Source organism: Cellulomonas chengniuliangii (assembly GCF_024508335.1).
Taxonomy (GTDB): Bacteria; Actinomycetota; Actinomycetes; order Actinomycetales; family Cellulomonadaceae; genus Cellulomonas_A; species Cellulomonas_A chengniuliangii.
The window spans coordinates 3,016,839-3,040,046 of sequence record NZ_CP101988.1 but is presented as its reverse complement, the minus strand read 5'-3'; the positions used below and the strand labels follow the sequence as shown (position 1 = coordinate 3,040,046).

General features: G+C 73.6%; 22 protein-coding genes. 20 read left to right on the top strand and 2 right to left on the bottom strand.

From position 1 onward, the window contains the following. Nucleotides 1-22: 22 nt before the first annotated feature. Both NP064_RS14100 and NP064_RS14095 read left to right on the top strand, forming a co-directional pair. On the top strand, nt 23-1,147 hold the full coding sequence (locus NP064_RS14100) for a DUF3048 domain-containing protein (protein ID WP_227570230.1): 1,125 nt from the start codon (nt 23-25) through the stop codon (nt 1,145-1,147). Nucleotides 1,148-1,341: 194 nt separating this feature from the next. Beyond that, nucleotides 1,342-1,500 (top strand): hypothetical protein, encoded by a 159-nt coding sequence (locus NP064_RS14095; RefSeq protein WP_227570231.1) that lies wholly within the window; start codon nt 1,342-1,344, stop codon nt 1,498-1,500. A 4-nt stretch (nt 1,501-1,504) separates the two neighbouring features. Here the strand turns inward: NP064_RS14095 and NP064_RS14090 are convergent, their stop codons facing one another. Beyond that, nucleotides 1,505-2,470 carry a 1,4-dihydroxy-2-naphthoyl-CoA synthase gene (locus NP064_RS14090; RefSeq protein WP_227570232.1) on the bottom strand — a complete coding sequence of 322 codons (966 nt, stop codon included), beginning with the start codon at nt 2,468-2,470 and terminating at the stop codon, nt 1,505-1,507. 82 nt (nt 2,471-2,552) lie between these two features. Between NP064_RS14090 and NP064_RS14085 the strand changes: the two genes are divergently transcribed. From NP064_RS14085 to NP064_RS14065, 5 genes are all read left to right on the top strand, one after another. Beyond that, nucleotides 2,553-2,879, top strand: coding sequence for a DMT family transporter (locus NP064_RS14085; RefSeq protein ID WP_227570233.1), 327 nt, complete (start codon nt 2,553-2,555; stop codon nt 2,877-2,879). Continuing rightward, nucleotides 2,876-3,514: a TetR/AcrR family transcriptional regulator gene (locus tag NP064_RS14080; RefSeq protein WP_227570234.1), complete on the top strand. Its 639-nt coding sequence runs from the start codon at nt 2,876-2,878 to the stop codon at nt 3,512-3,514. The genes NP064_RS14085 and NP064_RS14080 overlap by 4 nt, the downstream gene beginning before the upstream one ends. A 9-nt stretch (nt 3,515-3,523) precedes the next feature. After that, on the top strand, nt 3,524-4,516 hold the full coding sequence (locus tag NP064_RS14075; protein WP_227570235.1) for an o-succinylbenzoate synthase: 993 nt from the start codon (nt 3,524-3,526) through the stop codon (nt 4,514-4,516). A 30-nt stretch (nt 4,517-4,546) separates the two neighbouring features. Next, on the top strand, nt 4,547-6,415 hold the full coding sequence (gene menD / locus NP064_RS14070; protein WP_227570236.1) for a 2-succinyl-5-enolpyruvyl-6-hydroxy-3-cyclohexene-1-carboxylic-acid synthase: 1,869 nt from the start codon (nt 4,547-4,549) through the stop codon (nt 6,413-6,415). Nucleotides 6,416-6,542: 127 nt separating this feature from the next. Then, nucleotides 6,543-8,267, top strand: coding sequence for a S1C family serine protease (locus tag NP064_RS14065; protein WP_227570237.1), 1,725 nt, complete (start codon nt 6,543-6,545; stop codon nt 8,265-8,267). Between the two features lie 79 nt (nt 8,268-8,346). Here the strand turns inward: NP064_RS14065 and NP064_RS14060 are convergent, their stop codons facing one another. Then, nucleotides 8,347-9,657 (bottom strand): isochorismate synthase, encoded by a 1,311-nt coding sequence (locus NP064_RS14060; protein WP_227570238.1) that lies wholly within the window; start codon nt 9,655-9,657, stop codon nt 8,347-8,349. A 47-nt stretch (nt 9,658-9,704) separates the two neighbouring features. On the opposite strand from NP064_RS14060, the gene NP064_RS14055 reads away from it, so the two are divergent. The 13 genes from NP064_RS14055 to nuoK all read left to right on the top strand — a co-directional run bounded on the left by NP064_RS14055 (nt 9,705) and on the right by nuoK (nt 23,198). Further along, on the top strand, nt 9,705-10,403 hold the full coding sequence (locus NP064_RS14055) for a demethylmenaquinone methyltransferase (RefSeq protein ID WP_227570239.1): 699 nt from the start codon (nt 9,705-9,707) through the stop codon (nt 10,401-10,403). 117 nt (nt 10,404-10,520) lie between these two features. After that, the gene (locus NP064_RS14050) at nt 10,521-11,816 is read left to right on the top strand and encodes a geranylgeranyl reductase family protein (RefSeq protein ID WP_227570240.1); all 1,296 of its coding nucleotides are present in this window, start codon (nt 10,521-10,523) and stop codon (nt 11,814-11,816) included. A gap of 148 nt (nt 11,817-11,964) precedes the next feature. Next, nucleotides 11,965-12,327, top strand: a complete 363-nt coding sequence (locus tag NP064_RS14045; protein ID WP_227570241.1) for an NADH-quinone oxidoreductase subunit A — start codon at nt 11,965-11,967, stop codon at nt 12,325-12,327. Between the two features lie 12 nt (nt 12,328-12,339). Next, nucleotides 12,340-12,891 (top strand): NuoB/complex I 20 kDa subunit family protein, encoded by a 552-nt coding sequence (locus NP064_RS14040; protein WP_227570242.1) that lies wholly within the window; start codon nt 12,340-12,342, stop codon nt 12,889-12,891. Continuing rightward, entirely contained in the window at nt 12,888-13,733 is an 846-nt protein-coding gene (locus tag NP064_RS14035) for an NADH-quinone oxidoreductase subunit C (protein WP_227570243.1), read from the top strand. Before NP064_RS14040 ends, NP064_RS14035 begins: the two co-directional genes overlap by 4 nt. Beyond that, complete coding sequence (locus NP064_RS14030; RefSeq protein WP_227570244.1) at nt 13,733-15,097, top strand: NADH-quinone oxidoreductase subunit D; 1,365 nt, start codon at nt 13,733-13,735, stop codon at nt 15,095-15,097. Before NP064_RS14035 ends, NP064_RS14030 begins: the two co-directional genes overlap by 1 nt. Continuing rightward, entirely contained in the window at nt 15,097-15,978 is an 882-nt protein-coding gene (gene nuoE, locus NP064_RS14025; RefSeq protein ID WP_227570245.1) for an NADH-quinone oxidoreductase subunit NuoE, read from the top strand. The genes NP064_RS14030 and nuoE overlap by 1 nt, the downstream gene beginning before the upstream one ends. Then, nucleotides 15,978-17,324 (top strand): NADH-quinone oxidoreductase subunit NuoF, encoded by a 1,347-nt coding sequence (gene nuoF / locus NP064_RS14020; RefSeq protein WP_227570246.1) that lies wholly within the window; start codon nt 15,978-15,980, stop codon nt 17,322-17,324. The genes nuoE and nuoF overlap by 1 nt, the downstream gene beginning before the upstream one ends. Next, on the top strand, nt 17,321-19,939 hold the full coding sequence (locus NP064_RS14015; RefSeq protein WP_227570247.1) for an NADH-quinone oxidoreductase subunit G: 2,619 nt from the start codon (nt 17,321-17,323) through the stop codon (nt 19,937-19,939). Before nuoF ends, NP064_RS14015 begins: the two co-directional genes overlap by 4 nt. Further along, nucleotides 19,936-21,303, top strand: coding sequence for an NADH-quinone oxidoreductase subunit NuoH (gene nuoH, locus NP064_RS14010; RefSeq protein ID WP_227570248.1), 1,368 nt, complete (start codon nt 19,936-19,938; stop codon nt 21,301-21,303). Before NP064_RS14015 ends, nuoH begins: the two co-directional genes overlap by 4 nt. Further along, complete coding sequence (nuoI, locus tag NP064_RS14005) at nt 21,296-22,012, top strand: NADH-quinone oxidoreductase subunit NuoI (RefSeq protein ID WP_372456403.1); 717 nt, start codon at nt 21,296-21,298, stop codon at nt 22,010-22,012. Before nuoH ends, nuoI begins: the two co-directional genes overlap by 8 nt. After that, nucleotides 22,009-22,902 carry an NADH-quinone oxidoreductase subunit J gene (locus tag NP064_RS14000; protein ID WP_227570249.1) on the top strand — a complete coding sequence of 298 codons (894 nt, stop codon included), beginning with the start codon at nt 22,009-22,011 and terminating at the stop codon, nt 22,900-22,902. Before nuoI ends, NP064_RS14000 begins: the two co-directional genes overlap by 4 nt. Continuing rightward, nucleotides 22,899-23,198 (top strand): NADH-quinone oxidoreductase subunit NuoK, encoded by a 300-nt coding sequence (nuoK, locus tag NP064_RS13995; protein ID WP_227570250.1) that lies wholly within the window; start codon nt 22,899-22,901, stop codon nt 23,196-23,198. Before NP064_RS14000 ends, nuoK begins: the two co-directional genes overlap by 4 nt. The last annotated feature ends 10 nt before the right edge of the window (nt 23,199-23,208 follow it).

Here is a 23,208-nt window from a genome sequence, read left to right as displayed (position 1 = left end):
CCGCCGCGACGAGGGGGTACTCATGCGCACGGCACGCACGGCACGCGCGGCACGCACGACGTCGGTGACGACGGGCGGTGACCGGCGGCCCCTCGCCGCGGGCGCGTCCCGTCGTTGGGGCCTGGGCGTCGCCGCGGTGCTCCTGCTGGCGGCCTGCGGCTCTCCCGCGGGGCCGCCGGAGGTGCGTGCCACGGAGTCCGTCGCCCCGGCGATCGACGCCGCGAAGGCGGCCGCCCCCGCTCCGGTGGTCCCGGCCACGTGGCCGCTCACCGGCGTGGCAGGCGAGCCCGCGGCCCGGCCGGCCCTCGCGGTCAAGGTGGAGAACACCGCCGTCGCGCGCCCGCAGGCCGGGCTCGACCAGGCGGACGTGGTCTGGGAGACCATCGTCGAGTTCGACGTGTCGAGGTTCGTCGCGGTCTTCCACTCGCAGACCCCGGACGAGGTCGGGCCGATCCGCTCGGTGCGCCCGATGGACCCGCTGATCGTGGCGCCGCTGCGCGGGCTGCTCGCGTACTCGGGGGGCCAGCCCGGCATCCTCGAGGAGGTCGTGGCCAGTGGCGTGCAGTCGCTGAGCCACGACCGGGGCGTCGCGGGCATGTACCGGGTGAGCGGCCGGTCCGCGCCGCACAACGTGTACGGCAGCCCGCAGACGTTCTGGGAGCAGGTCGACGGCGCGCACCAGGCGGCCCCTCAGGAGCAGTTCGACTTCGCCCGGAGCATGGAGCGCGCCTCGGCCGTCGTCGCGGGCGCCCCGGCCACGACGCTCGCGTTCCGGCTCTCGCCCGCTTCAAGCCCGAGCTGGACGTGGGACGGCTCGGCGTGGCTCCGGTCCGAGGGCGCGAAGCCCGCGAGCGCGGCGAACGGCGCCCGGCTCTCCGCGGTCAACGTCGTCGCGATCACGGCCGAGCACCCGGACACGCCGTACGGCGCCCAGGGCGGCGCCGCGGTGCCGACCTACTCGCTGGTGGGGTCGGGGGACGCGGTGGTGGCGACGGGCGGCAAGACCCTCGCGGCGAGGTGGCAGAAGGACGCCCCCGACGCCCCGCTGCGGCTGCTCGGCGCCGACGGCTCGTCCGTCACGCTGGCCCCCGGCAACACCTGGGTGGAGCTCGTGCCCGCCGGGAAGGGCTCGCTCACCATCAGCTGAGCGGGACCGCCCGGGCGTCAGCGGCCGCCTGGCCGCGCGCGTGCTCGTCCCTTGTCCTGCCCAGGGTGGAGGCCGGGCGCGGGCGACTGCGCCCCCGGGCGGACGGGAGCGCCCCCGGCGGGGTGGACGGCTGGGGCCCGCGGCTCGACCGGTGGGCCGATGTGGCGCGGCGGCCGCGCGACCAGGCTGGTCGCATGACAACTCTTGACTCGCACGAGGTGATCGAGCACGACGGCCACGGTGTCGCGGCGGTGCTCCTGTCCGGCGCCATCCTTCTCGCGTTGATCCTGGGCGGCGCCCTGGTCGTCAACCAGCTGCTGGACGTCGCGTCCTGGGTCTTCGCCGAGCGCTGACAGGTCAGTAGGCGTAGGGGAAGCCGGACCAGTCCGGGTCCCTGCGCTGCAGGAACGCGTCCCGGCCCTCGACGGCCTCGTCCGTCATGTACGCCAGGCGCGTGGCCTCCCCGGCGAAGACCTGCTGCCCGGCCAGTCCGTCGTCGGCCAGGTTGAAGGCGAACTTCAGCATTCGGATGGCCTGCGGGGACTTGGTCGCGATGATGCGCGCGTACTCGAGCGCCGCGTCCTCGAGCTGGTCGTGGTCGACGACGTCGTTGACCGCGCCCCACGCGAGGGCCTGCTCGGCGGAGTACTCGCGGGCGAGGAAGAAGATCTCCCGGGCGCGCTTCTGCCCCACCTGGCGGGCGAGAAGCGCTGAGCCGTAGCCCCCGTCGAACGAGCCGACATTGGCGTCGGTCTGCATGAATCGCGCGTGCTGGCGCGAGGCGATCGTCAGGTCGGCGACGACGTGCAGCGAGTGCCCGCCGCCCGCCGCCCAGCCGCCCACCACGGCCACGACGACCTTGGGCATGGTCCGGATGAGCCGCTGGACCTCGAGGATGTGGAGCCTGCCCGCGCGGGCGGGGTCGATCGCGTCGGCGTGCTCCTCGGCGGTGTCCGAGGTGTACCGGTAGCCGTCCCGCCCGCGGATGCGCTGGTCGCCGCCCGAGCAGAAGGCCCAGCCGCCGTCCTTGGGGCTGGGGCCGTTGCCGGTGAGCAGCACAGTGCCCACGTCGGAGCTCATGCGCGCGTGGTCGAGCACGCGGTAGAGCTCGTCCACGGTGTGCGGGCGGAACGCGTTGCGTACCTCGGGGCGGTCGAAGGCGACCCGCACCACGGGCAGGTCCCGCTCGGTGGGGCCGTCCGGCCCGGCGCCGCGCTCGACGCCTCGGTGGTACGTGAGGTCGGTGAGGTCCTCGAAGCCGGCGACTGCGCGCCAGCGCGTCGGGTCGAAGGTCTGGGACACCTGTGCGGGGAGGTCGCTCACGGGGCCAGCCTAGGTCAGCAGACGAGTGGTACGGTCGTACCAAACCAGAGCGGTACGTGCGTACCAGAATGGAGACCGGCCCATGGCCTGGATCGTCCTCGTCCTGTCCGGGCTCCTCGAGACCGGCTGGGCGCTGAGCCTCAAGGCGTCCGACGGGTTCTCGCGCCTGTGGCCCAGCGTCGCCTTCGTGGTGCTCGCCGTGCTGTCCTTCGCCGGCCTGAGCTGGTCGCTGCGCACGCTGCCGGTGGGCGTCGCGTACGGCGTCTGGGTGGGCATCGGGGCGGTGGGCACCGCCGTGCTCGGGATCGTGATCTTCGGCGAGACGGTCTCGGTGCTCAAGATCGTCTCCCTCGTGCTGATCGTCGCGGGCGTGGTCGGGCTCAACCTGTCCGGCGCGGAGCACGCGTGACCGCCGCCCACGACGAGAACGCGGCCGGGGCCGGCGCCCACCCCGGCGCCGCCGCCAAGGGCACGACGACCGCCAAGGGGGAGCGTCGCCGCGCCGAGCTGGCCGAGGCGGCGGCCGCGATCGTCCGCGAGGAGGGTCCCGGGGCGCTCACCCACCGAGCCGTCGCGGCGCGGGCCGGCGCCTCGCTGTCCGCCACCACGTACTACTTCACCGGCCTCGACGACCTGTTGACGGCCGCGGGTCAGGCGCTCGTGGCCGCCTGGGTCGAGCACGCCCGCGCGGTAGCCGCTCAGGCCGCCCAGGACCTGCGCGGCGCGGGTGCGCCCGCGGACCAGGCCGCCCGACTGCTCGCCAGCGCCGTGCTGCCCCCGGGGGACGACGACGCCGTGCGCGCCCACTACGAGCACCTCCTTGGCGCAGGTCGCGTGCCCGCCCTGGCTCGGGCGATCGCCGCAGGGCGCGCGGAGCTCGACGCGGTGGTCGCCCAGGTCGCGCGGCTGGCCGGGGCAGAGATCAGCCCGGCACTCGTGGTCGCCGTGGTGGACGGCGCGGTCGTCACCGCCCTCACCGAGCAGCGGCCGGTCCGGCCGGGCGCCGCCGCTCTGCTCGCCCAGGTGCTGCCCGGCGGCTCCTAGGCTGGAGGCGTGCACCGGCCTGATCCCACCGCCCCGCCCGCCGACCTCCACGTCTACGCGATCCCGCTGCGCACCCGGTTCCGCCGCATCACGGTGCGCGAGGGCATGCTGTGGCGCGGGCCGGCCGGCTGGGCCGAGCTCAGCCCGTTCTGGGACTACGACGCCGCCGAGTCGGCGAGCTGGCTGCGTGCCGCCCGCGAGGCGGCCGACGTCGGCTGGCCCGCCCCCGTCCGCACGTCGATCCCGGTCAACGTGACCGTCCCCGCGGTGGACGGCGAGACCGCCCACCGCATCGTCACCGCCTCCGGGGGGTGCCGCACCGCCAAGGTGAAGGTGGCCGAGCCAGGGCAGTCGGAGCGCGACGAGGTCGAGCGGCTCGAGGCCGTGCGCGACGCCCTCGGGCCCGGCGGCGCCATCCGGGTCGACGCGAACGGCGGCTGGGACGTCGACACCGCGATCGCCCGGCTCCGGGTGCTCGACCGCGCGGCGGGCGGGCTGGAGTACGCCGAGCAGCCCGTCGCCGACGTGCCCGGACTGGCGGCGGTGCGCCGTGCGACCCACGTCCCGGTCGCGGCCGACGAGTCGATCCGTCGCGCCGAGGACCCGTTCGCGGTGGTGCGCGCCGAGGCCGCGGACATCGTGGTGCTCAAGGTGCAGCCGCTCGGCGGCGTGCGCGCCTGCCTCGACCTCGCCGCCGAGGTGGGGCTCCCCGTGGTGGTGTCATCCGCGCTCGAGACCTCCGTGGGGCTCGCGGCGGGCATCGCGCTCGCGGCCGCGCTGCCCGATCTGCCATACGCCTGCGGCCTCGCCACCGCGCAGCTCCTCACCGCCGACGTCACCGGGCGCCCGCTGCTGCCCCGCGACGGCCAGATCGAGGTCAGCCGGCCCGAGGCCGACCCCGGCCTGCTCGCCGCCAGCGCCGCCGACGCGCCGACGCGTGACCGCTGGCTCGCGCGGCTCGACGCGATCGAGGCGATCGAGGCGGCGGCGGCCCGTGCCTGAGCGCGCAGCCTCCGCGGTTACGGTGGGACCGTGACGAGCACATCCGCCGCGGGCCCCCGCCCGGCAGGCGCCCACGACGGTCCTGCCACCACCGCGGCCCGTGTCCTGGTGCAGGCCCTCGCAGCGCTCGGCGTGCGGGACGCGGTGCTGGCGCCGGGCTCCCGCAGCGCGCCGCTCGCCTACGCCCTCGCCGACGCCGCCCGGCCCGACGGGCAGCGCCCGGCGGGCGCGCCCTCGATCCGGCTGCACGTGCGCACCGACGAGCGGTCCGCGGGATTCCTCGCGCTGGGCCTGGCCAAGGCCGCCGAGGCGATCGGCGAGCGACGGCCCGTGGTGGTCGTCACCACGTCGGGCACCGCTGTGGCGAACCTGCACCCCGCCGTCCTCGAGGCACATCACGCTGGCCTGCCCCTCGTGCTGCTCACGGCCGACCGCCCGCACGAGCTGCGCGGCACGGGCGCCAACCAGACCACCGCGCAGGTCGGCATCTTCGGCGCCGCCGTGCGGCTGACCGCCGACGTGCCCGCGCCGGTCGGCCGGTCCGGCGAGGACCGGGACCTGCGGAACCTGCTCTCGCGCGCGATGGCCGCTGCGTTGGGCGCCCGGAGCGCCGACCCAGGGCCTGTCCACCTCGACCTGGCGTTCCGCGAGCCCTTGGCGCCGGCGTCGTCCGGCTGGCCCGAGCCGAGCTCCGACGGGATCACCCGGGTCGAGGCACGCGCCGCGGAGCACGCGGCGCCAGCCACGAGCCCCGTCGACGGGCCCTTCGCGGCCCTGGCCGAGCCCTTCCTCGCGGGAGAGCCCGCGCTGGCCGCCCGACGCGCTGCCGATGCGCCGACGGTTGTCGTCGCCGGGGACGGGGCCGGCCCTGTCGCCCGCGAGGTCGCGGAGGCGAACGGGTGGCCGTTGCTCGCCGAGCCGTCCTCCGGGGCGCTGGGCAGCGCGAACGGGGTGCCAGCACACCGGCTGCTGCTGGCCCACCCCGCGCTCGGCGGCGCGGTGCGCCGGGCCGTGGTGCTGGGCCGCCCCACGCTGACCCGTCCCGTCCAGGCGCTGCTCGGCCGGGACGACGTCGAGGTCGTGGTCATCGCCCCCACCGGACGGGACTGGCCCGACGCGATGCGCGGCGCCTCCGAGGTGCTCACCGCCGTCCCCGCCCGCATGCGCGCGGGAGCCGACCCGGACGGCGGGCCTCCGGGGTGGCTGGCCGCGTGGCAGGCCGCGGGCAAGGCGGCGCTCGCCGCCATCGACGACGTGCTCGACGCGCCTGCACCGCCGTCCCGCAGCGGGACGCGGGTCAGCGGTCCCACCCTCGCCCGGGAGGTGGCCCGGGCCACCCACGGCGACGACGTGCTGGTGGTCGGATCGAGCAACCCCGTCCGCGACCTGGACCTGGTCGCGGCGTGGGACGGGCCGCGCATGGTGCTGGCCAACCGCGGCCTCGCGGGCATCGACGGGCTGGTCTCCACCGCGCTCGGCGTCGCCCTGGCACTGCCGCACCGCCGGGTCCGCGCGCTGTTCGGCGACCTCACCTTCCTGCACGACGTCGGCGGCCTGCTGCGCGGGCCCTTCGAGCCGCCGGTGGACCTGCAGATCGTGGTCGCGAACGACGACGGCGGGTCCATCTTCTCGACGCTCGAGCACGGCGCGCCCGAGCACGCCGACGCCTTCGAGCGGGTCTTCGGCACACCGCACGGCGCCGACCTGTCCGCGTTGTGCGCGGGCTACGGCGTCCGCCACACCCGGGTGTCCGACGTCGACGGCCTGGCGCCCGCCCTGGCCGCGCCCGGTCCCGGCGTGAGCGTGGTCGAGGTGCGGGTCGACCGCGCCGGACGTCGGGCCCTGATGGCCCGGCTCGGGGCGGCCGCGGACGAGGCGGTCAGCCGCACCCTGGCGTGAGCGACAGCATCCGCGCTGGTGAGGGCCGCGCGCCCCGCCGTGCGCCGATTCTTAGGGAACTCCCAGGAATCCTGAAGGATGCGCCCAGTGCTCGCATGTCTCATGGTGGGCAATAAGGAGGCCACCCATGAGCACCCCGGACGATCCCCGCTCGGCTCAGCCCAGCCAGCCCGAGCAGCCGCCCCCGCCGCGGCGGCCGGCCGTTCCCGAGCAGCATTCCGAGCCCGAGCACCCCCAGTCGCAGCGCCCCGCCCCGCCCGAGCAGCGCGAGGCGCACGATGCCCATGCGGCGGAGACGCAGGTGCTCCGTCCGACGACGCCCCAGAGCGCCGGCGCCCCGACCTCGCAGTGGCCGCCGCCTCAGGGCCAGCAGGGCCAGCAGGGCCAGCAGGGCCAGCCAGGCCAGCAGGGCCCGGGGGAGCACCCCACAAACCCGTTCCGCCCGCCGCATCCCGCGGCCCCGGCCTCGTACGGGGGCTACGGCTCGGGCGACCCGCGCGGCGCCGGTCCCGGCGGCCAGGACCGCCCTGGCGGCCAGGACCGCCCTGGCGGCCAAGGCGGCTACGGGGGGCCCGGCGAGCCGCCCCATGACGGTGGCCCGTACCCCACGGGCGGCGCCGGAGACGGCCAGCCCGAGCGGCGGCGCTCCCTCTGGGGGCCGCTCGTCGGCGTGGCTATCGCCGCGGCGCTGCTGGCGAGCATCGTGACGGCAGGGCTGATGTCGCTCGTGCTGCGTGACGACGACGACTCGTCCCTCGCGACGATCGGGCAGGACACCGACTCGCCGTCCGCGCCGGTCGAGGGATCGTCGGTCGAGAACCCGGACTGGGAGCGGGTCGCGGCGTCGGTGCAGGCCTCGGTGGTCGCGATCGCGGTGCAGACGGCCGACGGCGCCGGCCAGGGGTCGGGCGTCATCATCGACGACTCCGGCAACATCCTCACCAACGACCACGTGGTCGGGGATGCCACCGAGGGTGGCATCGAGGTGACGCTCACCGACGGCCGACTGTTCGCGGCGGAGATCGTGGGCACGGACACCGCGACGGACCTCGCGGTCATCCAGCTCCAAGACGCCCCGGACGACCTGCAGCCGGCCTCGCTGGGCGACTCCGCGGACGTGCGGGTCGGCGAGCCCGTCATGGCGGTCGGCAACCCGCTGGGCTTGTCGAACACGGTGACCACCGGCATCGTCTCCGCGGTCGACCGGCCGGTCTCGACGTCGCAGGCCGGTGGCCAGGCGGTGACGAACGCGATCCAGATCGACGCCGCGATCAACCCGGGCAACTCCGGGGGGCCGCTGTTCGACGGGGAGGGCCTGGTCATCGGCATCACGTCCTCGATCGCGACGCTGTCGAGCCAGTCCGGGTCGATCGGCCTGGGCTTCGCGATCCCGTCCAACCTGGCCGAGCAGATCGCCACCCAGCTGATCGACGACGGGACGGCGGAGCACGCGTTCCTCGGCGTCTCGTTGTCCGACGGCACGGCCACCGCCGACGGGGTGACCCGCCGCGGCGCCGTGGTCCAGCAGGTGACCGAGGGGTCGCCCGCGGCCGAGGCCGGGATCCGGCAGGGCGACGTGATCGTCGCGATCGACGACCGGCCCGTCGCCGGGGCGGAGTCGCTCACCGCGTACGTGCGGGAGCTGACCTCGGGCTCGGAGGTCACGCTCACCGTGGTGCGGGACGGCCAGACCGAGGAGTTCGACGTCACGCTCGCCACGCGCGAGGAGGACTCGACGACCCTCCCGGAGCCGACGCCCGGCAGCACGCAGGAGCCGGGACAGCCCCGCAACGGCTCGAACGTCACCCCCGAGCAGCTGTGGGAGTGGTTCCAGCAGCAGGGCCAGGGCTGATCCTCGACCGGAGGACGAGAACGGCCGCCGCTCGGAGGAGCGGCGGCCGTTCCGCGTCTGTGACAGCGGGGGAGAGGCGTCAGGCTGTGCCGAGCGCGTCCCGCATCGGGACGAGCTTCGCCTCCGACTCGGCGAGCTCGGCGGCGGGCTCGGACGCGGCGACGATGCCGCACCCCGCGAACAGCCGAACCCGGCGCGGGTCCTGCGGGTCGACGTGGGCCGAGCGCAGCGCGATGCCCCACTCGCCGTCGCCGTCCGCCCCGAGCCAGCCAACGGGACCGGCGTACCGGCCGCGCTCCATGCCCTCGATGCGGCTGATCAGCCGGGCTGCCGCGGCTGTGGGCGTGCCGCACACCGCGGCCGTCGGGTGCAGGGCCGCGGCCAGCGCGAGGCTCGACGGGTTCGCGGCGAGCACCCCGGTCACGTCGGACGCGAGGTGCAGCACGTTGGGAAGGTGCAGCACGAACGGCACGTCGGGCACGTTCGTGGAGGTGCAGAAGGGCGCCAGCGCGTCCGCGACCGAGGACACCGCGTACTCGTGCTCCTCGAGGTCCTTGGACGAGTGCGCCAGCGTGGCGGCCCGGGCCAGGTCGGCGTCATCGTCGCCCGTCCGGCGGATCGTGCCGGCGAGCACCCGTGAGGTGACCAGGCCCTTCTCGGAGCGGACCAGCAGCTCGGGCGTCGCGCCGATCAGCCCGTCGACGCTGAACGTCCAGCACGACGGGTAGCGGGCGGCGAGGCGCCGCAACGGCCACCGCACGTCGAGCGGCTCGGTCGTGGTGGCGTAGACGTCCCGGGCCAGCACGACCTTCTCGACCTCGCCGGCCCGGATGGCGGCGACGCCGCGCTCGACCACGGACAGCCAGTCCTCGGAGGGCACCGCGCCCTCGGCGTAGGACACCGCGCCCGGGCTCACGGGCTCGGGCTGGCGGGCGGCGACGTCGGCCAGGTCGGGGGTCGCCCGCAGGGTCGCGCCGGTGTCGATCGTGGTCAGCCAGCTGCGCGCGCCGCGCCGGCCCACGACCACCCGCGGCACCACCAGCACGCCGCCCGCGGGAGAGTCCTCCTCGAAGGCGAACGAGGCGAACGCGACGGGCCCGGTGCCGGGCAGGTCCACCTCGTCGCGCACGATCGCGTGCGCGAGCAGTTCCTGCCATGCCTGCTCCGCGTCGGCGAACCGGTCGCGCCCGGACACCTCGACGCGCAGCGCCTCGCCCCATCCGACGATCCCGTCGCCGCGCCGCACCCACGCCAGCGGGGCGTCCGGGGGGAGCAGCCCGAGCAGGTCGTCGGGGTCGGGGCCGGTGGAGCCGGGCCGCGCGAGGTGGTCGAGCGCGACCGTCCGGACCACGAGGGGGTGCGGGACGGCGTCGGGCATGGTGCTGGTCATCGCGATCAGGGTACGTCCCAAGGGCTCGGACCTGAGACGATGGGCGCATGTCACGCGCCAGCCTCGAGAAGGACCCTCGTGAGGTCGCCGCCATGTTCGACGGCGTCGCCCGCCGCTACGACCTGACGAACGACGTCATCTCCCTCGGCCAGGACCGCTACTGGCGTCGCGCGACCCTCGCCGCCGTCGGTGCCCAGCCGGGCGAGCGCGTGCTCGACCTCGCCGCGGGGACGGGCACGTCGAGCGAGCCGCTCGCGGACGCCGGTGTGCGCGTGGTGCCGTGCGACCTGTCGATGGGGATGCTCGGCGTGGGCAAGCGCCGCCGCCCCGACCTCGGGTTCGTGGCGGGCGACGCGGTGCACCTGCCGTTCGCCGACGAGTCCTTCGACGCGGTGACGATGTCGTTCGGGCTGCGCAACGTCGCCCAGACGCAGCAGGCCCTCGAGGAGATGCTGCGGGTCACGCGCCCGGGCGGCCGCCTGGTGGTGTGCGAGTTCTCGCGCCCGACGTGGGCGCCGTTCCGCACCGTCTACACGAACTACCTCATGCGCGCGCTGCCGCCAGTGGCCCGTGCGGTGTCGAAGGAGCCGGACGCCTACGTGTACCTGGCCGAGTCGATCCGCGAGTGGCCCGACCAGATCGGGCTCGGCCGTCTGCTGAAGGACTCCGGATGGCGTGACGTCGCCTTCCGCAACCTCTCCGGCGGCATCGTGGCGCTGCACCGCGGGGTCCGCCCGGCCAATTGACCCGGCGATCACCGGGTATTGCCCGCAGGTGAGGTAAGCCTTCGCAGACACGGTCTGTGGCCCTGGCTACACTCGGCCAGGTTGGGATGTGAACGTCTTCACAAGTGGGGCGGGTCAGTGGTTGACGCAAGGAGCGATGACGCCGACGTCATCGTCGTCGGTGCAGGTCCCGCTGGGTCCAGCGCCGCCTATCACTGCGCCTCCGCAGGCCTCGAGGTGCTCCTGCTCGAGAAGGCGGAGTTCCCCCGCGACAAGGTCTGCGGCGACGGGCTGACCCCGCGCGCGGTCAAGGAGCTCGCCGCCATGGGCGTCTCCCTGCGCGAGGAGGACGGCTGGATCCGCAACCGCGGCCTGCGCGTGGTCGGAGGCGGACACCGCCTCGAGCTGCCGTGGCCCGAGCTGTCCAGCTACCCGTCCTACGGCCTGGCGCGCTCCCGCATGAGCCTGGACCACATGCTCGCCTCCCACGCGCGTGCCGCGGGCGCCAAGCTCCTCGAGCGCACCAACGTCACCGGCCCCCTGCTGGACGAGCGCACCGGCCGCGTGGTCGGCGTGACGGCCCGCCCGGTGGGCAGCGACGGCAAGCGCGCCGGGGACGACGTCACCTACCGGGCCCCCGTGGTCATCGCCGCGGACGGCGTCTCCGCGCGGCTCGCCACCGGCCTCGGCCTGGAGAAGCGGATGGACCGGCCCATGGGGGTCGCCGTCCGGACCTACTTCCGCACCCCGCGCCACGACGACCCGTGGATGGAGAGCCAGCTCGAGCTGTGGGACGGCGCCCCGGGCTCCTCGAACCTCATGCCCGGCTACGGCTGGATCTTCTCCCTCGGCGACGGCACCGCCAACGTCGGGCTCGGCTCGGTGTCCTCGACCGCCGCAGCGACGAAGGTCGACTACAAGGACCTGTTCCGCAAGTGGATGGCGAATGCCCCCGCGGAATGGGAGTTCACGCCCGAGAACCAGATCGGCGAGGTGCGCGGCGCCGCGCTGCCCATGGGCTTCAACCGGGGCCCGCTGTACGGTCGCGGGCTCATGCTCGCCGGCGACTCCGCGGGGATGATCAGCCCGTTCAACGGCGAGGGCATCGCCTACGGGCTCCAGGCCGGCAGGTTCGCCGCCGACTCGGTGGTCCAGGCCGCCGCCCGGGGCTCCGCCGCCGGGCGGGAGCGCGCACTGGCCGCGTACCAGACCCGCATGAAGGACGACCTGGGCGGGTACTACACGCTGGGCCGGGTCTTCGTGAAGCTCATCGAGCACCCGCAGGTCATGCACGTGTGCACCCGGTATGGCCTGCCGCGCCCGCTGCTCATGAAGTTCGTGCTGAAGCTCTTGTCCGACTGCTACGAGCCGCGGGGCGGCGACATGGTCGATCGGACCATCTCGGCCCTCGCCCGACTGGCGCCGGCGGCATGATGCGCTCACCCTCGATGTCGCGGGTCGCGCTGGGACTTAGGTCCCGGCGAGGTCTCCCTGCCTCGGGAGACGCTCAACCGCCACCCCAGCCTTCGCTGACCTTCGTCCTGCGCGGAAGCGTCCCCACCACGACCGGGAGAGTCGAGCAATGACCAACCCGTACGTCCCGCTCCTCTTCCTGATGGGGGTCGCCGCGGTCCTCGCCCTCGGAGGCGTGGGCGCCAGCGCGATCCTGGGGCCGAAGCGCTACAACCGCGCGAAACTGGACGCATACGAGTGCGGCATCGAGCCGACACCGCATGCCGTCGGTGGCGGCCGGTTCCCGATCAAGTACTACCTCGTCGCGATGACCTTCATCATCTTCGACATCGAGGTGGTCTTCCTGTACCCGTGGGCCGTGAACTTCACGGAGCTCGCCACGTTCGGGCTCGTCGCGATGCTGGGCTTCCTGGCCCTCATCACGGTGCCCTTCGTGTACGAGTGGCGCCGCGGCGGTTTCGAGTGGGACTAGGGGTGATCTGACATGGGTATCGAAGAAGCCCCCTCGGGGTTCCTGCTGACGACGGTCGAGAACCTCGTCGGGTATTTCCGCAAGGGCTCGCTGTGGCCGGTCACCTTCGGTCTCGCGTGCTGCGCCATCGAGATGATGGCGACGGGCACGAGCCGCTACGACATCTCCCGGTTCGGCATGGAGGTCTTCCGCGCCTCGCCGCGCCAGGCCGACCTGATGATCGTCGCGGGCCGCGTGAGCCAGAAGATGGCCCCCGTGGTGCGGCAGGTCTACGACCAGATGCCCGAGCCCAAGTGGGTCCTGTCGATGGGCGTGTGCGCCTCGTCGGGCGGGATGTTCAACAACTACGCGATCGTGCAGGGCGTGGACCACGTCGTGCCCGTCGACATCTACCTGCCCGGCTGCCCGCCGCGCCCCGAGATGCTCATCAACGCGATCCTCGCGCTGCACGAGCAGATCCAGGCGGAGCCGCTCGGCGTGAACCGCAAGGAGGCGGCCCGTGCCGCCGAGGCCGCGGCCCTCGCGGCCACGCCGACGTCCCACATGAAGGGCCTGCTGGCATGAGTGAGAAGTCCGGGGCGCCCGAGGGGAAGTCCCCCGAGCCCTCCGCCGAGAAGGTCGACGCCGCCGCGGCCGCCAAGCCCGGCGACACGGCGACGTCCGCGTCGCTGGCCGCGCAGAGCACGAGCGAGGCGGCCCTCGAGGGCGGCTCGCAGAACATCGGGCCGATCGGCTCGCCCGAGCCCGAGGTCATCGAGGTGCGCCACGGCATGTTCGGCGGCGGCCCGGGATCGGGCGACACCTCCGGCTTCGGCGGCCTGGTCACCACGGTCGCCCTGCCGGGCGCGAGCGAGCGTCCCTACGGCGGCTGGTTCGACGAGGCCGTCGACATCCTCATCGAGCTGCTCGACGCCTCGGGCACCGGCTTCGCCGCGGCGATCGAGTCCGTGGTCGTGGACCGCGGCGAGCTCACGCTGCACGTGGCCCGCGAGCACATCGTCGAGGTGTGCCAGCTGCTGCGCGACGACCAGGACCTGCGCTTCGAGCTCAGCCTGGGCGTGTCCGGCGTGCACTACCCGCACGAGACGGGCCGCGAGCTGCATGCGGTCTACCACCTGGTGTCGGTGACGCACAGCCACCGCCTGCGCCTCGAGGTCGCCGTCCCCGACGGCGACCCGCACGTGCCCTCGACCACCGGGGTCTACCCGGCGAACGACTGGCACGAGCGCGAGACCTGGGACTTCTTCGGGATCGTCTTCGACGGTCACCCGGCGCTCGCGCGCATCGAGATGCCCGACGACTGGCCGGGGCACCCCCAGCGCAAGGACTACCCCCTCGGGGGCATCCCGGTCGAGTACAAGGGCGCCACCGTGCCGCCCGCGGACCAGCGGAGGTCGTACAGCTGATGTCCACCCACAGCACCCACCAGGGTCCCCCCACCGCGACGGGCCACATCGTCGACGACGAGGCGACGGGCATCCCGTCCTTCGAGGCGTCCGGCGGCGACTGGTCCGACATCGCCGAGGAGGCCGCGCGCCTCGGCGACGAGCGCATCGTGGTCAACATGGGCCCCCAGCACCCGTCGACCCACGGCGTGCTCCGGCTCATGCTCGAGATCGACGGCGAGACGGTCACCGAGGCCCGCGCGGGCATCGGCTACCTGCACACCGGCATCGAGAAGAACATGGAGTACCGGTCCTGGACGCAGGGCGTCACGTTCTGCACCCGCATGGACTACGTGGCGAACATCTTCCAGGAGGCCGGCTACTGCCTGGCCGTGGAGAAGCTCCTCGGGATCACCGACGACATCCCGGAGCGGGCCACCGTCATCCGCGTGATGATGATGGAGCTCAACCGCATCGCCTCGCACCTGGTGTGCCTCGCGACGGGCGGCAACGAGCTGGGCGCCACGACGATCATGATCGTCGGGTTCAACGCGCGTGAGCAGGTGCTGCGCGTCTTCGAGCTGATCACCGGCCTGCGCATGAACAACGCGTACATCCGCCCCGGCGGTGTCGTGCAGGACATCCCCCCGGGCGCCCTGGACGCGGTGCGGGACGCGATCACCGTGATGAAGAAGGACTTCGGGCAGCTCGAGGACCTGATGCTCGCCAACCCGATCCTGCAGGCGCGCCTCAAGGGCGTCGGCTACCTGGGGCTGCCGGCGTGCATGGCCCTCGGCATCACGGGCCCGGTCCTGCGGTCCACGGGCCTGCCCTACGACGTGCGCAAGGCCGAGCCGTACTGCGGCTACGAGACCTACGACTTCGACATCCCGACGTCCACGGACGCCGACGCCTGGTCGCGTGTCGTGCTGCGGCTCGAGGAGTGCTACCAGTCGATCCGCATCATCGAGCAGGCGGTCGAGCGCCTCCAGGCGATGGGCCCCGGCCCCGTCATGGTCGAGGACAAGAAGATCGCCTGGCCCGCGCAGCTCGCCATCGGGTCGGACGGCATGGGCAACTCGCTCGACCACATCCGGGAGATCATGGGCACCTCGATGGAGGCCCTGATCCACCACTTCAAACTGGTGACGGAGGGCTTCCGGGTCCCCGCCGGCCAGGCCTTCGTCTCGGTCGAGCACCCGCGCGGCGAGCTGGGCGTCCACCTCGTCTCCGACGGCGGCACCAAGCCGTACCGGGCGCACTTCCGCGACCCGTCGTTCAACAACCTGCAGGCCGTCTCCATGATGTGCGAGGGCGGCCAGGTGGCCGACGTCGTCGTCGCGGTGGCCTCGCTGGACCCCGTCCTGGGAGGGGTGGACCGCTGATGTCCGTCGAGAACAGCGAGCGGCCCGCCGGCACGGCGCGCCCCGCAGCCCGGTACGACGACGCGACGCACGCGCGGCTCTCCGCCGACGCGGCGCTCGTCATCGCCCGCTACCCGCAGGCCCGCTCGGCCCTGCTCCCGCTGCTGCACCTGGTGCAGAGCGAGGACGGCTTCGTCAGCCCCGCCGGCATCGCGTTCTGCGCCGAGACGCTGGACCTGACGGCCGCCGAGGTGTCCGCGGTGGCCACGTTCTACTCGCAGTACAAGCGCCGGCCCAACGGCGAGTACACCGTGGGCGTCTGCACCAACACGCTGTGCGCGATCATGGGCGGCGACGCCATCTGGGAGGAGCTCAGCGAGCACCTGGACCTCGGCAACGACGAGACCACCGCCGACGGCAAGGTCACCCTCGAGCGCATCGAGTGCAACGCGGCGTGCGACTACGCGCCCGTGGTGATGGTCAACTGGGAGTTCCTCGACAACCAGACCCCCGAGTCCGCGGTGCAGACGGTGGACAAGCTGCGCGCGGGCGAGCCCGTCGCGTCGACCCGCGGGCCGGGGAAGATCTGCTCGTTCAAGCAGGTCTCGCGGGTGCTCGCCGGCTTCCCGGACGGCCTCGCCGACGAGGGCCCGAGCGCTGGCCCGGAGACCGAGCGTGGCACGGTGCTCGCCGCGGCCGAGGGCTGGGCGGCCCCGCCGCTCCCCGGCGAGGGCGGCGCGGAGCCCGACACCACGACGCCCACCGCCTCGGCGTCGGGCGGCTCCGCGCCCGAGGTCGGCGCCCAGCAGTCGAGCGCCCAGCGCACGCCCACCGGGGCGAACGACTCCTCCGCTGCGGCCCAGCAGAAGAAGCAGACCTCCGACCAGGCCAAGGAGTCGTGATGAGCGACGTGACGACCCTGACCCCCGTCCTGACCAAGGACTGGGGCGTCGAGCAGTCCTGGACGATGCGGGCCTACCTGGACGGCGGCGGCTACGCCGGGCTCCGGGCGGCGCTCGCGCAGGCCCCGGGCGACGTGATCACCGCGGTGAAGGACTCCGGCCTGCGCGGCCGTGGCGGCGCCGGGTTCCCCACGGGCATGAAGTGGGGCTTCCTGCCCGCGCCCGACGGCGGCCCCCGCTACCTGGTCATCAACGCGGACGAGTCCGAGCCGGGCACCTGCAAGGACATCCCGCTGATGATGGCCAGCCCGCAGCTGCTCATCGAGGGCGCGATCATCACGTCCTACGCCATCGGCTGCTCGCACGCCTTCATCTACCTGCGCGGCGAGGTGGTGCACGTCTACCGCCGGCTGATGCGCGCGGTCGAGGAGGCCTACGCGGCCGGCTACCTCGGCAAGAACATCATGGGGTCCGGCTTCGACCTGGACATCACCGTCCACGCCGGCGCCGGCGCCTACATCTGCGGCGAGGAGACGGCGCTGCTCGACTCCCTCGAGGGCCGTCGTGGCCAGCCGCGGCTCAAGCCGCCGTTCCCCGCCGTCGCCGGCCTGTACGCGCGGCCCACGGTCGTCAACAACGTCGAGACCATCGCCTCGGTGCCCGCCATCCTCAAGGGCGGCCCGCAGTGGTTCCGGGAGATGGGCACCGAGCGCTCCCCGGGCTTCGGCATCTTCTCGCTCTCCGGCCACGTGCAGCGGCCCGGGCAGTACGAGGCCCCGCTGGGCATCACGCTGCGCCGCCTGCTCGAGATGGCGGGCGGCATCCGCGAGGGCCACGAGCTGAAGTTCTGGACGCCCGGCGGGTCGTCGACGCCGATCTTCACGGCCGAGCACCTCGACATCCCGCTCGACTACGAGTCCGTCGCAGCCGCCGGGTCGATGCTGGGCACGCGCGCGCTGCAGATCTTCGACGAGACCACCTCGGTGGTCCGGGCCGTGACGCGGTGGACCGAGTTCTACAAGCACGAGTCCTGCGGCAAGTGCACGCCGTGCCGTGAGGGCACGTTCTGGCTCGCCCAGGTGCTGCGCCGCATCGAGGCGGGCAAGGGCACCAGCGAGGACATCGACCTGCTCCTGGACCTGTGCGACAACATCCTGGGCCGCGCGTTCTGCGCGCTCGGCGACGGGGCCACCAGCCCCATCACCTCGGCGATCAAGTACTTCCGGGAGGAGTTCGAGGCGGGCACGCACACGCCGGCCGACGAGCTCTTCCCGCCCGAGCGCAGCTCGAAGTTCACCTACACCCCGCGCCGTCCGGCCGGGCAGCTGGCGGGGGTCCACGCATGACCATCACGACACCGAAGCCCGGCTCGGACGCCGCGGCCCAGGGCGCGGGCGGCGCCACGCCGGCGCCCGCCGACGCGGTGACCTTCACGATCGACGGCCTCGAGGTGGCGGTGCCCAAGGGCACCCTCGTCATCCGGGCCGCCGAGCAGGTCGGCATCCAGATCCCGCGGTTCTGCGACCACCCGCTGCTGGCGCCCGCAGGGGCCTGCCGGCAGTGCCTCGTCGAGGTCTGGGCGCCCGGCCGCGACGGCAAGCTCGCGAAGATGCCGAAGCCGCAGGCCTCCTGCACGCTCGAGGCCACCCCCGGCATGCAGGTCAAGACGCAGCACACCTCGCCCGAGGCCGACAAGGCCCAGCACGGCGTGATGGAGCTGCTGCTCATCAACCACCCGCTCGACTGCCCGGTGTGCGACAAGGGCGGCGAGTGCCCCCTGCAGAACCAGGCCATGACCAACGGGCGCGCGACGACGCGGTTCGTGGACATCAAGCGGACGTTCCCCAAGCCGATCGCGATCTCCACGCAGATCCTGCTCGACCGGGAGCGCTGCGTGCTGTGCCAGCGCTGCACCCGGTTCTCCAAGGAGATCGCGGGCGACGCGTTCATCGACCTGCAGAAGCGCGGCGCGAACCAGCAGATCGGCCGGTTCGCCCCCGAGGTCCTCGGCTTCGAGGCCCCGGCCGGAGCCCCGCGCGGCGACGTGCCCGTGGGCCCCGCCGAGGAGGACGAGTCCGGTGAGCCGTTCGCGTCGTACTTCTCCGGCAACACCGTGCAGATCTGCCCGGTGGGCGCGCTGACCAGCGCCTCGTACCGGTTCCGGGCCCGCCCGTTCGACCTGGTGTCCACGGCCGGCGTCTCCGAGCACGACTCGTGCGGCTCCGCGATCCGCGTCGACCACCGTCGCGGCGTCGTGCTGCGCCGCCTGGCGGGCGAGGACGCGGCGGTCAACGAGGAGTGGATCACCGACAAGGACCGCTTCGCGTTCACCTGGCAGTCCGCCCCGGACCGCATCACCACCCCGATGGTCCGCGACGAGGCCACCGGCGAGCTCCGGCCCGCGAGCTGGGTCGAGGCGCTGGACGTCGCGGCCGAGGGGCTCCGCTCCGCGCTCGCCGCCGGCGACGGCTCGGCCGCGGGCGTGGGCGTGCTGCCCGGCGGCCGCATCACGCTCGAGGACGCCTACGCGTACGGCAAGTTCGCCCGTGTCGCCCTCGGCTCCAACGACGTCGACCTGCGCAGCCGGCCGCTGTCCGCCGAGGAGGACGCCTTCCTGGGCCACCACGTCGCGGGCCGCGCGATGCAGGTCACGTTCGCCGACCTGGAGAAGGCGCCCGTCGTCCTGCTCGCCGCCCTCGAGGCGGAGGAGGAGGCCGGGATCACCTTCCTGCGCCTGCGCAAGGGCGTCGTCGGCGGCACGACCCGCGTGGTCGCCGTCGCGCCGTTCGCCAGCCGTGGCCTCGAGCGCCTCGACGGGACGCTCGTCACGGCCGCCCCCGGCACCGAGGCCGAGGTGCTCGACGCGGTCGAGCCCTCCTCCGACGTGCCGACCCTGAGCGCCCTGGCCTCCGACCTGGCCCTGCCCGGCGCCGTGATCCTGGTGGGGGAGCGGCTCGCCGCGGTCCCCGGCGGGCTCACCGCCGCGCTGCGCCTCGCCGAGCGCACCGGCGCACGCCTCGCCTGGATCCCCCGCCGCGCGGGGGAGCGGGGCGGGGTCGAGGCCGGCGCGCTGCCGAGCCTGCTGCCCGGCGGCCGGCCGGTCGCGGACGCCGCCGCCCGGGTCGACGTCGCCGCCGCCTGGGACGTCGCCGAGCTTCCCGCCACCCCTGGCCGCACCGCCACCCAGATCCTCGAGGCCGCCCGCACGGGCGCGCTCGGGGCGCTCGTGGTCGGCGGCGTGGACCTGCGCGACCTGCCGGACCCGGCGGCCGCCCGCGAGGCGCTGAGCGCCACGCCGTTCGTCGTCTCCCTCGAGGTGCGCGCCTCGGAGGTCACCGCCGTGGCCGACGTGGTGCTGCCCGTGGCGCCGCCGGTCGAGAAGGGCGGCACGTTCGTCACCTGGGAGGGGCGCCCGCGTCCCTTCCCGCAGGCGCTGACCTCGACCGCGGTGAGCGACCACCGGGTGCTCGACCGCCTGGCCGACGCCCTGGGCGTCACCCTGGGCGTCGGCACGCTGGCCCAGGTGCACGCCGAGCTCGACCAGCTCGGCGCCTGGGACGGCGCCCGGGTCGACGCCCCCGCCACCGCCCCGGCCGAGCCGCCCGCGGTGGCGCCCGGCCACGCGGTCCTCGCCACCTGGCACATGCTGCTCGACTCGGGCCGCCTGCAGGACGGCGAGGCGTTCCTCGCCGGCACCGCCAAGCGGCCCGTGGCCCGGATCTCCGCGGCGACCGCCGCAGGGGCAGGCGTCGTCGATGGAGGGCTCCTGGCCGTCAGCACCGACGCCGGCACGATCGAGCTGCCCGTGGTCGTCACCGACATGCCGGACCACGTGGTCTGGCTGCCCACCAACTCGCCCGGGTCCGCCGTGCGCGAGTCCCTGCACGCCGGACCGGGCGCCCTGGTGCGCCTGGCTCCCGGGACCGAGAACGACGTCACGGACGCGGAGGTGCGGGCATGAGCCTGCTCAGTGCAGTGGGGGCGGCGCTCCCCGCGGCGACCGGCGACCCGACGGTGGCTGACTTCAGTAACGACAACGGGTGGATCTGGCTCCTCAAGGCCGTCGCCATCATCGTGTTCCTGCTGGTCAGCGTCCTCATCGCCATCTGGTTCGAGCGCAAGGTCGTGGCCCGCATGCAGGTGCGGCCCGGCCCCAACGTGCACGGGCCCGTGGGCCTGCTGCAGCCGGTCGCGGACGCGATGAAGCTCCTGTTCAAGGAGGACATCACCGTCAAGGCGGCCGACAAGCTCGTCTACATCGTCGCGCCGATGATCGCGGTGTTCTGCTCGCTGCTGACCTTCGCGGTCATCCCGTTCGGCCCCAGCGTGAGCATGTTCGGCATCATGACGCCGCTGCAGCTGACCGACTTCCCGGTCGCGGTGCTCTACATCCTGGCCTGCGCGTCGGTGGGCGTGTACGGCATCGTGCTCGGCGGCTGGTCCTCCGGCTCGACGTACCCGCTGCTCGGCTCGGTGCGGTCCACCGCCCAGGTGATCTCCTACGAGCTCGCGATGGGCCTGTCGCTGGTCAGCGTGTTCATCATCGCCGGCTCGATGTCCACGTCGCAGATCGTGGACTCGCAGACGCAGGTGTGGTGGTTCCTGCCGCTCCTGCCGGCCTTCGTCATCTACATCATCGCGATGGTGGGCGAGACGAACCGGCTCCCGTTCGACCTCCCCGAGGCCGAGGGCGAGCTCGTCTCCGGCTACATGACCGAGTACTCGTCGATGAAGTTCGCGTGGTTCTTCCTCGCGGAGTACATCAACATGCTCAACGTCTCCGCGGTGGCGACGACCCTGTTCCTCGGCGGGTGGCGCGCCCCGTGGCCCATCTCCTGGATCAACGACGGCATGTTCAACACCGGCTGGTGGCCGGTGCTGTGGTTCGTCGCCAAGATCTGGATGCTCATGTTCGTGTTCGTGTGGATCCGCGGCTCGGTGCTGCGCTTCCGCTACGACCAGTTCATGAAGATCGGCTGGAAGGTGCTCATCCCCGTCGCGCTCGGCTGGGTGGTGTGCGTGTCCGTGGTCCAGGGCGTGCGCCAGTTCACCGACCTGGAGCTGAACACGGTGCTGTTCGTGCTGGCGGGCGTCGTGATCGTCGCCGTCGGCATCTCGTTCCTCATCCCCGAGAAGCCCACGCCGGAGCCTGACGGGCCGCCGCGCGGCACCGTCGAGGACCCCGTGGTCATCGACGCCTTCGCCGGCGGCTACCCCGTCCCGCCGCTGCCCGGCCAGGCTCTGCCCCCGTCCCCGCGCCGCTCACGCAGCGCGGGCGACCAGACCGAGACCCCCCAGGTCACCCAGGAGGCGCATCGTGGCTGACCAGCCCAAGGACGTCACGCCGAGCGAGCGCGGCGGCGAGGTCGCGGCCCCCGGCGCCTACGAGTCCCTGATCCCGACCCGCTCGGGCATCCGGGAGGTGCTGGCCCCGGTCGGCGGCTTCGGCGTCACGTTCTCGAACATGTTCCGCCCGGTGATCACCGAGCAGTACCCGTACGAGAAGGTCCCGCCGCAGCCCCGCTACCACGGGCGGCACCAGCTCAACCGGTACCCGGACGGGCTCGAGAAGTGCATCGGCTGCGAGCTGTGCGCGTGGGCGTGCCCCGCGGACGCGATCTACGTCGAGGGCGCGGACAACTCGCCCGGCGTGCAGATGTCGCCGGGGGAGCGGTACGGCCGCGTCTACCAGATCAACTACCTGCGCTGCATCTTCTGCGGGCTGTGCATCGAGGCGTGCCCCACGCGCGCCCTGACGATGACCAACGAGTTCGAGCTGGCGGGCCCCACCCGTGAGGGCCTGATCTTCGAGAAGAAGGACCTGCTGGCCCCGATGCTCGACGGGATGCTCGCGGCGCCGCACCCGATGGCCCCTGGCGCCACCGACACCGAGTACTACCGCGGCGAGATCACCGGCCCCGCCCCCGCGCAGGTCGAGTGGGTCGCCGAGCACCGCCCCGACGACCCGACCCTGCCCGGCGCCGAGCGCGCCGCGGAGCGCCTGGCCCACGCCCACAACCCGGAGAACCGATGAGCCCCCTCGCCTCGGTGCTGCCGACGGTCCTCACCGACAGCGGCGTCACGACCACGGGTGAAGCCGTGCTGTTCTGGGTGCTCGCACCCGTCATGGTCATCGCCGCGCTGGGCCTGCTGTTCGCCCGCAAGGCCGTGCACGCCGCGATGGCGGTGGTGCTCGTGATGATCTCGCTCGCGTTCATGTACGTCGCGCAGGACGCGCCCTTCCTCGGGGTGGTCCAGGTGGTCGTCTACACCGGCGCGATCATGATGCTGTTCGTGTTCGTGCTGATGCTCGTGGGCGTCGACGCCTCGGACTCCCTGGTCGAGACGCTACGCGGTCAGCGCTGGATCGGGATCCTGGCCGGCATCGGCCTGGCGAGCGTGCTCGTGGGCGTCGTCGGCCGCGCCAGCTACGGCCCTCCCGTCGGGCTCGAGCAGGCGAACGCCGACTCCAACCCGGTGGGCGTCGCACGGATCATCTTCGGCCAGTACGTGTTCTCGTTCGAGGTCGTCGGCGCGCTGCTGGTCACGGCCGCGCTCGGCGCGCTCGTCCTGACGCACCGCCAGCGGCTCATCCCGCGCATCGGGCAGCGGGAGCGCTCGGAGGCCCGCGTGATCGGCGGCGGCTCGCTCACCCCGCACCCGGCGCCGGGCGTCTACGCGCGGCACAACGCGATGGACGTGCCCGCGCTCGACCCGCAGGGCCGGCCCATCCCGTCCTCCGTGTCGCGCGTGCTGCGCATCCGCGGGCAGGAGGCCGGCACCGCCGGCTACCGCGCGGAGATCCAGCCGTTCAGCGGCGGCGCCGAGGTCGGCCCGCCTGTGCAGGAGGCAGGTGACGTCGGGGAGACGTCCGGCCCCACCACACCGATCACCACACCGCGGGGCACGGAGGAGACGCCATGACCCTCACCCACTACCTGGTGCTGTCAGCGCTGCTGTTCAGCATCGGGGCCGCCACCCTGCTGGTGCGCCGGAACGCGATCATCGCGTTCATGGGCATCGAGCTGATGCTCAACGCGACCAACCTCGCGCTCGTGACGTTCGCCCGCATCCACGGGAACCTGAGCGGCCAGGTGATGGCGTTCTTCGTGATGGTCGTCGCGGCCGCCGAGGTCGTCATCGGGCTCGCGATCATCGTGGCCATCTTCCGTACCCGTCGCTCGGCCTCGGTCGACGACGCCAACCTGCTGAAGAGCTGAGGGCCGGCAC